General features: G+C 73.3%; 7 protein-coding genes. 4 read left to right on the top strand and 3 right to left on the bottom strand.

The genetic code is table 11. The annotated features are described in order from the left end of the window. Nucleotides 1–101 precede the first annotated feature (101 nt). A complete protein-coding gene (locus MXD62_RS34810) occupies nucleotides 102–746 on the bottom strand; it encodes a two-component system response regulator (RefSeq protein WP_020458319.1) in 645 nt (214 codons plus the stop codon). Nucleotides 747–885: 139 nt separating this feature from the next. Further along, complete coding sequence (locus MXD62_RS34805; protein ID WP_248833587.1) at nucleotides 886–5,100, bottom strand: HAMP domain-containing protein; 4,215 nt, start codon at nucleotides 5,098–5,100, stop codon at nucleotides 886–888. Nucleotides 5,101–5,657: 557 nt separating this feature from the next. Between MXD62_RS34805 and MXD62_RS34800 the strand changes: the two genes are divergently transcribed. Beyond that, nucleotides 5,658–8,081: a SpoIIE family protein phosphatase gene (locus tag MXD62_RS34800; protein ID WP_248833586.1), complete on the top strand. Its 2,424-nt coding sequence runs from the start codon at nucleotides 5,658–5,660 to the stop codon at nucleotides 8,079–8,081. 224 nt (nucleotides 8,082–8,305) lie between these two features. Beyond that, on the top strand, nucleotides 8,306–8,749 hold the full coding sequence (locus MXD62_RS34795) for an ATP-binding protein (protein ID WP_248833585.1): 444 nt from the start codon (nucleotides 8,306–8,308) through the stop codon (nucleotides 8,747–8,749). Here the strand turns inward: MXD62_RS34795 and MXD62_RS34790 are convergent. Beyond that, complete coding sequence (locus MXD62_RS34790) at nucleotides 8,746–10,221, bottom strand: type III PLP-dependent enzyme (protein ID WP_248833584.1); 1,476 nt, start codon at nucleotides 10,219–10,221, stop codon at nucleotides 8,746–8,748. The two genes, MXD62_RS34795 and MXD62_RS34790, sit on opposite strands and share 4 nt — an antisense overlap. Nucleotides 10,222–10,587: 366 nt before the next feature. Here MXD62_RS34790 and MXD62_RS34785 point away from each other — a divergent pair, with 366 nt between their 5' ends. Both MXD62_RS34785 and MXD62_RS34780 read left to right on the top strand, forming a co-directional pair. Next, nucleotides 10,588–11,991 (top strand): diaminobutyrate--2-oxoglutarate transaminase family protein, encoded by a 1,404-nt coding sequence (locus MXD62_RS34785; protein WP_248833583.1) that lies wholly within the window; start codon nucleotides 10,588–10,590, stop codon nucleotides 11,989–11,991. After that, the coding region (locus MXD62_RS34780) for a pyridoxal-dependent decarboxylase (RefSeq protein ID WP_248833582.1) at nucleotides 11,988–13,398 on the top strand (1,411 nt) is incomplete at its 3' end. The genes MXD62_RS34785 and MXD62_RS34780, both read left to right, overlap by 4 nt.

The raw sequence follows: 13,398 nt of genomic DNA, 5'->3' as shown, positions 1-13,398 counted from the left end.
GTCGGCGCACGCGACAGGGGGCGAAACGGCAACCCGCCAGTCGGCGGGCAACTACCGGCCCCGCCGCTGCCGCTGCCGGCGCCGGCCGGCGCCGGCAGCGGCTACTCGGGCTGGCCGCCCGTCGAGCGCGCGAAGGGCCGCAGCCGCGAGACCAGGCCGCGCACCTCGGCGCTCGCGGCGGCGAGCGTCTCCTCGTTCGACGTCGCGGCGCCGTCGAGGAGCACGTCAAGCGCGATCAGGCGCTCGGCGACCTCGGTGATGAGGTCGAAGTCGCGCACCCGCTGGTGGGCGAGCTCGGCCAGCCGCTCGTTCTTCTCGAACAGCTCGACGAAGACGCTCACCTTGGCCCGCAGCAGCCAGGGGTCGAACGGCTTGGCGATGTAGTCCACCGCGCCGACCGCGTAGCCCCGGAAGGCGTGGTGCGGCTCGCGGTCGATCGCCGTCAGGAAGATGATCGGAGTGTCCCGCGTCCGCCCGCGCTGCTTGATCCGGTGCGCGGTCTCGAAGCCGTCCATTCCAGGCATCTGGACGTCGAGGAGGATGACCGCGAAGTCGTCGATGAGCAGGCGCTTGAGCGCCTCCTCGCCCGAGGACGCGGTCACCAGATCCTGGTCCAGGGAGGCGAGGATCGCCTCCAGCGCCATCAGGTTGTCGGGTCGGTCGTCCACCAGGAGGATCTTGCTCCGGGGCCGCTCAGTGTTCGACGCGCCCTCGGTGTCGACAGGACCGCCGGTCCGCTCGGTCACCCGCCTGCCTCCTCCTTCGCCGGTCGGCCTGGGTGTTCGTGGTGATGACACCACTGCTCAACCATCGCCGATCGGCATGTCCGGTCCAGCACCGGCCCGTCGACACCTACCCGAATGCGCACCATACGCGATCTGATCATCACAGATACGACCGCATCACTCCGAGGAGGTGATCAAGGTCTACCGGCTTGGTGATGTAGTCGCTCGCACCGGCGGAAATGCTCTTCTCCCGGTCACCGGGCATCGCCTTCGCGGTCAGCACGAGGATCGGCAGCGCCGCGAAGGCCGGCATCGCACGGATCTCCGACGTGGTCTCGTTGCCGTCCATGCCCGGGAGCATGACGTCCATAAGCACCAGGTGCACCGGCGCGTTGTCCTGCTGCAGCATCCGGATGGCGTCGTGGCCGTTGTCGGCGTAGAGCACCCGCATGCCGTGCATCTCCAGCGCGCTGGTCAGGGCGAACACGTTGCGGACGTCGTCGTCGACCACCAGGATGCTGGCGCCCACGAGCGGGTCGCCGCCGTCCAGGTTCGTCGTCGGCGGCCGCGCGGGCGCCTGTGGGTCGGTGAGGAACGGGGTGCCCTCGGCGGGCGTCCGGTCGCCGGCTGCGTCGGTGCCGCCGCGGCCCGACCACGAGGTGCGCGCCAACCGGCGGGCCGCCTTGGGCTCGCCGGGCCGGCCGGGCGCTCCGTAGACCCGTTCGCCGTCACGCTGCCTGCCGGTGCCCGCCCCGTTGGACGTGCCGGCAGGAGCCGGGCCGGCGCTCTCCCGGTGCGCCGCGTCCCCGGGCGACTCCGGCGCCGCCGGCCTGCGCTCCGCCGGGACGAGCGCGGCCCGCTCGACGCCGGCCAGCACCGGCCCACGGCCGTCGTCCCCGCCGTCGGCCCGTGACCGCGGCTGGACGGCGCCGTCCACGATCATGAGGACGCCGTCGGGCTCGCCGGGGTGGGGGCCCGCGGGTGCCTCCGAAGGCATCACCGACGGGACGAACAGGGTGAACGTGCTGCCCTGCCCGATCTGACTGGAGACGGCGATCGACCCGCCCAGCAGGCGGGCGATCTCCTTGCTGATCGACAGCCCCAGGCCGGTACCGCCGTAGCGGCGCGAGGTCGTGCCGTCCGCCTGCTGGAAGGCCTCGAAGATCATCCTGAGTTTCTCGGCCGCGACCCCGATGCCGGTGTCGGTGACGGCGAAGGACAGCACCATCGGCGCCGAGCGCAGGCTGGGCGCGACGAACGGGGTGTCGGGCGAGGCGACGGCGACGTCCAGCCGGACGGTGCCGGCGTCGGTGAACTTGACCGCGTTCGACAGCAGGTTCTTGAGCACCTGCTGGATGCGCTGCTCGTCGGTGACGAACTCGTCCGGCACGTCCTCGGTCACGCTGATCTCGAAGGTGAGGCCCTTCTCCTCGGCGGTGGGCCCGAACACGCCCGCCACCGCGTCGCACAGCGCGGCGGTGCGCACCGGGCCGGCGTCGACGTTCATCTTGCCGGCCTCGACCTTGGAGAGGTCGAGGATGTCGTTGATCAGCCCGAGCAGCTCCGAGCCGGCGGAGTGGATCGTCTCGGCGAAGTCGATCTGCTTCTGGCTCAGGTTGTGGTCGGGGTTGTCGGCCAGCAGCTTGGCGAGGATGAGCAGGCTGTTCAGCGGGGTGCGCAGCTCGTGGCTCATGTTCGCCAGGAACTCCGACTTGTACTGGGAGGACAGCGCGAGCTGCTCGGCCTTCTCCTCGAGCCCGATCCGGGCCAGCTCGATCTCCTGGTTCTTCTCCTCCAGCAGCGCCGCCTTCTCCTCCAGCTCGTTGTTCGTGCGCTGGAGCTCGACGGACTGCGAGCGCAGCTCCTGGGTCAGCCGCTGCGACTGGGCCAGCAGCTCCTCGGTGCGGGCGTTCGCCATGATCGTGTTCAGGACGACGCCGATGGTGTCGACGAGCTGGTCGACGAGCGTGAGGTGCAGGTCGGAGAACGGGGTGAAAGAGGCCAGTTCGATCACACCGAGAACCTGGTTCTCGAAGATGACCGGAACGACGACCAGGTCGCACGGCGGCGCCTCGCCCAGGCCGCTGCGGATGTTGAGGTAGCCGGCGGGCACGTCCTCGACCCGGATGCGCTTCTTCTCCAGCGCCGCCTGGCCGATGAGGCCCTCGCCGAACAGGAAGGTTCCGTCCGAGCGGCGCCGCGGCACCGAGCCGTAGCCGGCGACGTAGCGCAGCTTGTCGCCCTCGATGAAGTCGAGCAGGTAGACCGTGCCCTGCTGGGCGTTCACGGCCGGCGTCATCTCACTGATGATCATCTGGCAGACGGTGTAGAGGTCGCGCTGGCCCTGCATCTTGCTGCCGATGAGGGCCAGGTTCGACTTGAGCCAGTCCTGCTGGGCGTTGACCTCGGTGGTCTCCCGCAGCCGGGCGATCATCTGGTTGATGTTGTCCTTGAGTTCGGCGACCTCGCCCTCGGCCTCCACCGTGATGGAGCGGGTCAGGTCGCCGCGGGTCACCGCGGTGGACACGTCACCGATCGCGCGGAGCTGGATCGTCAGCGTCGACGCGAGCTGGTTGACGTTGTCGGTCAGGTCCTTCCAGGTGCCCGCGACACCGGCGACCGTGGCCTGGCCGCCCAGCTTGCCCTCGACGCCCACCTCACGGCCGACCCGGGTGATCTCGGCCGCGAAGGACGAGAGCTGGTCCACCATCGTGTTGACGGTGTCCTTCAGCTCGGCGATCTCGCCCTGCGCGGTGACCGTGATCTTCTGTGAGAGGTCGCCGCGGGCCACCGCCCTGGTCACCGCGGAGATGTTGCGGACCTGGCTGGTGAGGTTGCCGGCCATCGAGTTCACCGACTCGGTGAGATCCCGCCAGACCCCGGAGACCCCCCGAACGTGCGCCTGACCACCCAGGTTGCCCTCGGTACCGACCTCCTTGGCCACCCGGGTCACCTCGTCGGCGAACGACGAGAGCTGGTCGACCATCGTGTTCAGGGTTTCCTTGAGCTCGAGGATCTCGCCCTGCGCGGTGACCGTGATCTTCTGCGAGAGGTCGCCGCGGGCCACCGCCGTCGCCACCAGGGCGATGTTGCGGACCTGGCTGGTCAGGTTGCCGGCCATCGAGTTCACCGACTCGGTCAGGTCCCGCCAGACCCCGGAGACCCCCCGAACGTGCGCCTGACCACCCAGGTTGCCCTCGGTACCGACCTCCCAGGCGACCCGGGTCACCTCGTCGGCGAACGACGAGAGCTGGTCGACCATCGTGTTCAGGGTGTGCGCGAGGCCCGCCACCTCGCCGCGGGCGTCGACGGTGATCTGGCGGGTCAGGTCACCGCGGGCCACCGCGGCGGCGACCTCGGCGATGCTGCGCACCTGGGTGGTGAGGTTGCCGGCCATGACGTTCACCGAGTCGGTGAGATCACGCCACACCCCGGAGACGCCCTTGACCTGGGCCTGGCCGCCGAGCTTGCCCTCGGTGCCGACCTCCTTGGCCATGCGGGTGACCTCGTCGGCGAACGCGGAGAGCTGGTCGACCATCGTGTTGACGGTCGACTTCAGCTCGTGGATCTCACCGCGCGCGTCGACCGTGATCTTCTGCGACAGGTCACCCTGCGCCACCGCCGTGGTCACCTGGGCGATGTTGCGGACCTGGCTGGTCAGGTTGCCGGCCATCGAGTTCACTGACTCGGTCAGGTCCCGCCAGACCCCGGAGACCCCCATCACCTTGGCCTGGCCACCGAGGTTGCCCTCGGTGCCGACCTCCTTCGCCACCCGGGTGACCTCGTCGGCGAAGGACGAGAGCTGGTCGACCATCGTGTTGACGGTTGTGCCGATCCGGAGGAACTCACCACGCACCGGCTGCCCGGCGATCTCCAGCGCCATCTGCTGGGAAAGGTCACCCTCCGCCACCGCGGCGATGACCCTGGCGACCTCGTGGGTGGGCCGGGCCAGGTCGTCGATGAGCGAGTTCACCGAGAGTGTGAGCTCGTCCCAGCCGCCGCTGCCACCAAGGTCGTCCATTCGCAGGGTGAGACGACCGTCACGTCGAATTACCTTGCTCACCCTGGAAACCTCGCGGGCGTGCCGCTCCTGCATCCCGGCGAGCTCGTTGAACCGGCGGGCGACGTCCCCGCCGACGCCGTCACCGATCGGCAGCCGGACGCCGAACTCGCCGTCGACGAGCCGGTCGAGCCCGGTGAGCAGGCTGGAGAGCAGGGCGTCCGTGCCACCGCCGGCCCCCGCGGCGGCGCCCGCGCCCGTGCCGTTCACCGCGGCGTTCACCGGCAGGGTGGCCGTGGCGCCCGCGGGCGGGCCACCGGAATCCCCGGCACTCGCGGGGAACTGCTGGCGGTCGGGGCTCGCGTCGGCGCTCATCAGTCTCCTACCTTGCCTGTGACGGTGGAATTATCGGGGCTGCGAACCGCTTCAGAACGACTCCGGCACCGACGTCGGTGGGTTCGGTGACCACCCTGTGGGGTGCGCGACCAGGCCCGGGCCGCTGCCGGCGGAGGGCGGGCAGCTGTCGGGTCGGCGGCTGTCGGGTCGGCGTCCATGCGGCTCGCATCCGTTCGGCTGGCTCCTGGGGATCGGACGGGACTGGCCTGTGCGGGTTCGGTCGCTGGTGGTCGGGCTGCTGGTCGTCGGGTCGCTGGCGGTCCGGCTTGTGGGGCGCCGGCCCGCGGGGGGCCGTCGGCAGTGTGGTCCAGATCCGGCGGCGGACGGGCGTGGGGCGGTCGGTGGTGCGGAATGCATCCGTGGAGGGGAGGTGTGATGGTGTCGTGCGGTCGATCCGGACTGTGGTTCCGCCGTGGACTTTTGTCCCCGACTGAGCAACTTCACGCTGCACAACTTCACGACAAGAGCGCTCGGACCGAACGCATCAGCCGCCAGTATCCGCCTTACCGAGGACAACGCAGGAGAGACTGAGCCACATGAACGCCGACCCCGCGGCACAGGCCGGAGACCGGCGCACTCCACCGCGTTCGGTCGCCCTCCCGCCGACCGCCGACTCACCCCGGTCGGCGCGGCGGTTCGTGCAGGAGACGCTGCGCGGCAGGCTGGACGAGGACACGCTGGATTCGGCGCTGCTGCTGGTCACCGAGCTGGTCACCAACGTGGTCGTGCACGCCGGCACGGTCGCGACGGTCGACGTCGCCGAGGAGCACGGCAGCGTGCGGGTGGCCGTGGGCGACCGCCATCCCGTGCGCATCGGCGTCGGCCGGCGCGAGACGGCCGTGCGCCGGCCGCAGCCCACCGACCCCGACGAGGACATCGAAAGCCTGGAGAGCCTGGAAGGACTTGAAGGGTTCGAGACGATCGGCGGCGGCACGGCCGGCATCGACGGCCTGCGTGAGGACGGGCGCGGGCTGGCCCTGGTCGACGCGCTCGCCAGCTCCTGGGGAACGGAGCACGTGGCCGGGGGGAAGACGGTCTGGTTCCGGCTGGAGTCCCGGCGGCGGGAGGACCCGCGGCGGTCGGCCGCGCTGGACGACGTCCATTCCGCGCCGAGCATCACCCACGATCCGGTACCCCCACAGCCCACACCTTCGGGCCCTCCTCCGGGCCCGCTCGGCGCGTCGCCTGTCGGCGATCTCCTGATGACCACCGCCGGCGCGGGCGCCGGTACCACCACGGTGACGGCCCGGGCACCAACAGCGATGTCGACCCGGATGCCCCGGCTGCTGGCCCGCGACACCGCACGGGCGCTGACCGCCGAGGGCGAGGTCTCCGAACTGCTCGCCCAGCTGCTGGACGCCGTCCCGGCCGCCGGCGGCCGGGTGCAGCGCCCCTCGCAGGACGGTGTGCGCACCGAGACCGTGGCCACGCTCGGGCGTACCGGGCCGAGCGCCGACGCCCGGGTGTTCGCCCTGGACCCGACGCAGGACAGCCTCGGCGAGCTCCTGCTGTGGCCGTACCGCGCCGCGGACGACCGCCCGGCCGGCGTACCCGGCGTACCCGGCGAGCCCGGCGAGCCCGGCGAGCCCGGCGAGCCCGGCGCGGGCCACGAGCCTGGCAACGGCGCCCACCACGACGGCGTCCACCACGCCGAATTCGACCGCGACCCGTTCGACATCGAGCGGATCCAGCTCGTCTCGCGGTGGATGGCGCTGGCGCTCGGCGGCGGCGACATGCGGCGCGCGGAGGAGCGCCGCATCGGGATGCTGTCCTTCCTCGCCGAGGCGTCCGACCTGCTCGCGGGCAGCCTGGATCTCACCCACTCGCTGACGCTGCTCGCCCGGCTGCCGGTCCCCCGCCTCGCCCAGTGGTGCGCGGTGTACCTCAACCGGGACGACGCCGGCCCGAAGCTCCAGGCGGTCGGGCATGCCGAGGAGTCGGAGACCGCGGCGCTGAACGAGGCCGCCGTCGACCCGGACGGCGCGCTCATGGCCGCTGTACGCGCCGCCCGTGGGGACCAGGTGCAGACCGTCACGGCGTTCGGCGGGCCGGCACTCGTCGTCGTCCTGCAGGCGCGCCGGCGGGTGCTCGGCGTGCTCGCGCTCGGCCGCTCGGCCGGGCACACCTTCCTCGCGGACGAGATCGACCTGCTCGCGGACCTGGCCCGGCGCGCGTCGTTCGCCGTGGACAACGCCCGGCTCTACAGCCGCCAGGTGGAGCTCGCCGGCACCCTGCAGGCCGGCCTGCGCCCGCCGGCGCTGCCCCGCATCCCCGGGATGGATCTCGGCTCCGCCTACGGCGCCGCGCAGTCCGCCGGCCTGGACGTCGGCGGGGACTTCTTCGACCTGATCTCCGGCCCGACCGGGTGGACGGTGGCCATCGGCGACGTCTGCGGCAAGGGCGCGGAGGCCGCCACCGTCACCGGTGTGGCCCGTGCCGTGCTCCGCCTGCTCACCGGGCGGGGCGCGGACCTCGAGGAGCTGCTGGTCGAGCTGAACCGGGCACTACGGGACACCGCCACCTCGCACCCGAACGGGCAGGGCCGGTTCTGCACGCTGGCCGCCGCGTCGCTGCTGCCGTCCGAGACCGACGGCGCCCGGCTGCGCCTGCACCTCGCCGGCCACCCGCAGCCGGTCGTCCTGCACAAGGACGGCACGGCCTCGCTCGTCGGCCGGACAGGCACGCTGCTGGGCGTGCTCGACGACGGCGAGACGTCCTTCCCCGGCCTGGACCTGCACCTGCACGCCGGGGAGTCCCTGGTGCTGTACACCGACGGGGTGGTGGAGGCGCGCCGCGGGCGCGAGCTGTTCGGCGACCAACGGCTGGTCGACGCGGTCGCCGGCTGTGCGGGTCTGTCCGCGCAGGGGGTGGCCGACCGGGTGCTCACGGCCGCCGAGCGCTTCGCCGGCGGCAACCTGCGCGACGACGTCGCGATCCTGGTCACCCGGGTCGCGGACTGACCTCGGTCCCGGCCGCCCCTCGCCGGTCGCTCACCACCCGGCGACGCCCCGGAGTGAAGGCGGTTCGCCGGTGTGGTGAACTGGTTGGAGCACCGATGGCACAACACCCGCCAATGGCCCCAACACCATTGCCGGACGTTCGTCACACAACACCGCGTAGGAGATTGCTCAGGCGATCCGATGGGTAGGCGGTCCGGGATGTCCCCGTTCAGACATGGTGATCGATGAGTCCTACGTCGGTTCCGATGAACGTGGTGCGGCAGGCGAGCTCGTGTCGCCCACCGGCCACGCACATCCTCGCCGAGCTGCCCTACCTGCCGTCCGCCGTCCCGCAGGCGCGGCGGGTCCTCCGGGAGTGCCTGGATCTGACCGGCCTGCCCGACGACACCCGGTGCACCGCCGAGCTGCTGGTCAGCGAACTCGTCACCAACGCGGTCAAGTACGGGCGGCCACCGGTGTGGCTGCTGGTCGAGCTGCGGCCGGGCCTCGTCCACGCCTCGGTCACGGACACGTCGACCACCCTGCCGCAGCGCCGCGAGGCCGACCCGGACGCCGAGGGCGGCCGCGGCCTGCTCGTCCTGGACGCCCTGGCCGGCAGCTGGGGCGCGGTGTCGGTAGGGTCCGGCAAGTACCTCTGGTTCGACCTCCCGGTCATCCGGACGCCCTAGGTACCGCGCCGACCGGGGACCCCGGAGTTGAGTCCCGTTCCCGTGCCCGGCTGGTCCACGACGACGCGGTGGGCGCGCGGGTGGCCGAGGAACTCGTGCATCGCGAACTCGTAGCCGTAGGCGCCGGCCATCGGGAAGACGACGACATCCCCGGCGCGCAGCCGGTCGACGGTCACGTCGCGGGCGAGGGTGTCCTCGGGGGTGCACAGCTCCCCCACCACGGTCACCGGGCCCGCGGCCACCTCCGGCCGGGGCCAGCCGGGCAGCCAGTCGTCCCGCGGGACGACGGCGAAGTTGTGGACGATCTCCCAGGACGTCGGCAGCTGGAAGTGGTGGATACCGCCGCGCAGGACCGCGAAGGCGCCGCCGTGGACCAGCTTGACGTCGGTCACCTCGGCCGCGTACCAGCCGCAGTCGGCCACCATGGCCCGGCCGGGCTCGAAGACCACCCGGACCCCGGTCGGGGGGCGCAACTGGTCCAGGCCGGCGCCGAAGACGTCCAGGTCGAAGGGGCGCTCGCCGAGCCGGTCGGGCTCGAAGGGCACCCCGAGGCCGCCGCCGACATCCACCACCCGCAGGTCGACATCGCCCAGGCGGGCCTGACGGACGGCGAAGTCCAGGCACCACCGCACATAGTCCAGGTGGGCGGTGGCATCGAGGTTCCCCGACACCGCGTGGACGTGGAAGCCGACCAGGTCGATCCACGGCAGCGAGCGGGCCAGCTCGACCGCCGCGGGCACGTCCCGCTCCTGGATTCCGAAAGCGGTCGGGCGCCCGCCCATCCGCAGCGAGCCGGAGAGGCCGACGCGGGCCGGGTTCACCCGCAGCGCGACGGCGGCCCGCCGCCCCGTCTCCGCCGCCACGGCGTCGATCCGCCGCAGCTCCAGCGGGCTCTCGGCGTTGACGACGTCGACCGCCGGCACCGCGCCCACCGCCGGCGCCGCGCCAAGGAGCGCACGCAGCAGGCTCACCGACTTGCCCGGCCCGGACGCCACCAGCCGCGCCCCGCCGGACGGGTGTTGCCCGGCCGCCCGCACCGCGCCCCGCTGCCGGGCACGCTCCACGGCCGCGGCGGCCAGGGCGAGCTCGTGCGCCGACGAGACCTCGAACCCATCGATGCCGGCCCCCTCACCTGCGCCGCCGCCGCTCCCGGAACCGGCACCGGCACCGGCACGAGCGCCGCTCCCGGCACCCGCGGCGGTCCCGGCGTCGGTGTTCGCGGTTCCGGCGAGCAGGGCGTCGAGGATCGGGGGGAAGGCGTTCGCCTTGACCGCGAAGAGCAGTTCCGCCCAGTCGGGCAGGTGTCGGCGCAGCTCGGCGGCCCGTGCCGCGGCCACCGCCGGCGAGTAGAGGTAGCCGCCGATCTCTCCGCGCCGCGCGGGCCACTCCCGCAGGCACGCGAGCACCGCCGCCGGCAGCCGATCCGGGTCGAGCGCGCGCAGCGGCGCGGCGGAGATGGGGAGATCCAGCACGGCGCACCCTTCCGGCGCCCGTGCGCCCGTGACCAGGACCGCACCCGCTCGGCTCGGTTCCCGCGCGACGTCCGACGTCCCGACATGTGACGATGACGGGGTTGATGCGCAACGCGCAAGCCCGGCGGCGTTACGAGCAGCTGCCACGGGCCGCCGTGGGTGACGTCTGACCGCCGGAGGCCACCGGAAACGACCCGTTTCCAGCCCTGGGCGATCGTAACCTTACGAAGGGCAACATTTTTGTGCGGGTAACCGCGACCGCGAGGGCAGCCGTGAGAGGAAGACCTCTACTCGTTCACAGGCCGGGGATCGGGAATGAATTAAGTTAGCCTTCCTTGACCCGGCCCGTTCGAAGGGGAATCGCCCGTGACGACGATCTCGCCAGCCGATGTCGGCGTCGGCCCCGACGGCGCGGATCCCGCCGTGGCGCCGGCGATCCTGGCCCGGCAGGAGGCCCGCGAATCGGCCGCCCGCACCTACGCCCGCTCCCTGCCGATCGTGCCGGTCGAGGCGGCGGGCTGTTGGATCGTGGGTGCCGACGGACGGCGCTACCTGGACTTCCTCGCCGGTGCCGGCACCCTGGCCGTCGGCCACAACCACCCGGTGGTCGTCGAGGAGATCGAGCGGGTCCTGCGCTCGGGTGCCCCGCTGCACGCCCTCGACATCGCCACCCCGGAGAAGGACGCGTTCGCCGCGGAGCTGGTGGGCGACCTGCCGCCCGGCCTGCGGGAGGACCCGAAGCTGCTGTTCTGCGGGCCGACCGGCGCGGACGCTGTCGAGGCGGCGCTGAAGCTGGCGCAGACGGTCACCGGGCACCACAACGTGCTCGCCTTCACCGGCGCCTACCACGGGATGACGTCCGGAGCCCTCGCCGTGACCGGCAAGGTCGCCGCGAAGGAGCCGCTGCCGGTCGCCGGGGCGGTCGTCCGGCTGCCGTTTCCCTACCCCTACCGCTGCCCGTTCGGGGTCGGTGGCGCGGCGAGCGCGGAGATCTCGGCCAACTACGTCGAGCGGCTGCTCGACGACTCGTGCGGCGGGATCACCAGCCCGGCGGCGATGATCCTCGAGCCGGTGCAGGGCGAGGGCGGCGTGATCCCGGCGCCGGACACCTGGCTGCGCGCGATGCGCGAGCTCACCACCCGCCGCGGCATCCCGCTCATCCTGGACGAGGTGCAGACCGGGGTCGGGCGCACCGGCACGTTCTGGGCCTGTGAGCGCGCCGGGGTGGTGCCCGACATGCTCGTCATGTCCAAGGCGATCGGTGGCGGCCTGCCGCTGGCGGTCGTCGCCTACCGCGCCGAGCTGGACACCTGGGCTCCGGGCGCGCACGCCGGCACGTTCCGCGGCAACCAGCTCGCCATGGCCGCCGGGCGCGCCACACTCGAGCTCGTGCGGACGCAGGCCCTGGCCGAGCGCGCGGCCGCGGCCGGCGAGCGGCTGCTGACCGGCCTGGAGAGCATCACCCGGGGCAAGCCGTTCATCGGCGACGTGCGCGGGCGGGGCCTGATGCTCGGGCTGGAGGTCGTCTCTGCCGAGGCGGCGCCGGACGAGATCGGCGCGCGCCCGGCGGACCCCCGCCTCGCCGCGGCGATCCGGTCCGAGTGCCTCGCCCGTGGTCTGATCATCGAGCTCGGCGGCCGGGACGACGCCGTCCTGCGGCTGCTGCCGCCGCTGACCGTCACCGACGAGGAGGCCGACCTCGCGTTGGAGATCCTCGCGGAGTCAGTTTCCGCGGCGACAGTCACCGCGGCGACCGAGCAGGCGGGATGACCAGGCCGGGTCACCGCCCGGCCGACGAGTTGCGGGACCTGCTCGGCGTCGCCCTGGGCGCGCTCGACGCGGGCCGCCGCGACCGGGTCGGCCCGCTGCCGGCCGGCGGGCCGGTGGCCGTCCGGCGGGTGGCGCTGGCCGCGCTCGGCGGGGGGCGGCTGCTCACCGCGGCGGGCAGCGGCGAGGCCGCGGCCCTCGATGCCCTCACCCGCATGCTCTCGGCGGGCTCGGCCGACCCCGCCGACCCGTTCTGCGCGGCGCACCTGCACTGCCCGCCGCTGCCCGTCGCCGTAGCCGCCGATCTCGCGGTCAGCGCGCTCAACCCGTCGCTGGACTCCTGGGACCAGGCCCCGGCCGCGACGACGGTCGAGACGGAGGTCGTCGCCGCGCTGGCCGAGCTGGCCGGCCTGGACCCGGCGCGCGCGGTGGGCACGGTGACCACCGGCGGCACCGAGTCCAACCTGATGGGGCTGCTGATCGGCGCCCAGGGCCGCGGTGGCGGCGGTGGCGGTGGCGGTGGCGGTGGTGGCGGTGGCGGCGTTGTCGGGCCGCGGGTCGCCGTCCTCTGCTCGGCGGCCGGCCACCATTCGGTGCGCCGCGGCGCCGAGCTGCTGGGGCTCGGCGAGGTGGTCACCGTCCCGGTCGACGGCGCGCACCGGATGGACGTCGGCGCGCTGCGGGCGGCACTGGCCGGCCACGGCGGGCCCGCCCTCGTCGTCGCGACGGCGGGCACGACGGACGCGGGAGCCATCGACCCGCTGGGCGAGATCGCCGCGGCGGTGCGTGCGCACCCCGCACCCGGCTGGCTGCACGTGGACGCGGCCCACGGCGGCGGCGCCCTGTTCTCCCACCGGCTGTCCGGGCTGCTCGCCGGGCTGGCCGAGGCCGACTCGATCGCCCTCGACCTGCACAAGCTGGGATGGCAACCGGCCCCCGCGGGGATCTTCCTCACCCCGTCCGGCCGCGGGTGGGAGCGGCTGGAGACCGAGGCCGCCTACCTCAACCCCGCCGACGAGACCGCCGCCGGCTACCCGAGCCTGCTGGGCCGGTCGCTTCGCACCACCCGCCGGCCGGACGCATTCAAGATCGCCGTGACCCTGCGCGCGCTGGGCCGGGACAGGCTCGGCGCCCTGGTGGACGCCTGCCACCGCCTCGCCCGGCACGCCGCGGCCGTCATCGAGGCGGACCAGCGGCTCGCGCTCTCGGCACCGGTGGCTCTCAGCACCGTGCTCTTCCGCTACGTCCACGACCGGGAGACGGGGGGCCGGGAGGCGCTGGACCGGCTGAACGCGGCGATCCGGCTCCGGCTGCTCGCCGAGGGCGCGGCGGTCGTCGGGCGGACCACGGCCGGGGGGGGGGGGGGGGGGGGCCGCCGGCGGCGGCGGGGGGCGGGCCCGCCGCCGCCGC

It is taken from the genome of Frankia sp. Mgl5 (assembly GCF_023242985.1).
Lineage (GTDB): Bacteria > Actinomycetota > Actinomycetes > Frankiales > Frankiaceae > Parafrankia > Parafrankia soli.
The sequence above is the reverse complement of the archived record's forward strand: the minus strand, read 5'-3'. Positions and strand labels throughout refer to the sequence as shown.

Coding starts and splice junctions, on each gene's coding strand:
- MXD62_RS34805 (WP_248833587.1), bottom strand. CDS start 5,100: ATGAGCGCCGACGCGAGCCCCGACCGCCAGCAGTTCCCCGCGAGTGCC.
- MXD62_RS34800 (WP_248833586.1), top strand. CDS start 5,658: ATGAACGCCGACCCCGCGGCACAGGCCGGAGACCGGCGCACTCCACCG.
- MXD62_RS34795 (WP_248833585.1), top strand. CDS start 8,306: ATGAGTCCTACGTCGGTTCCGATGAACGTGGTGCGGCAGGCGAGCTCG.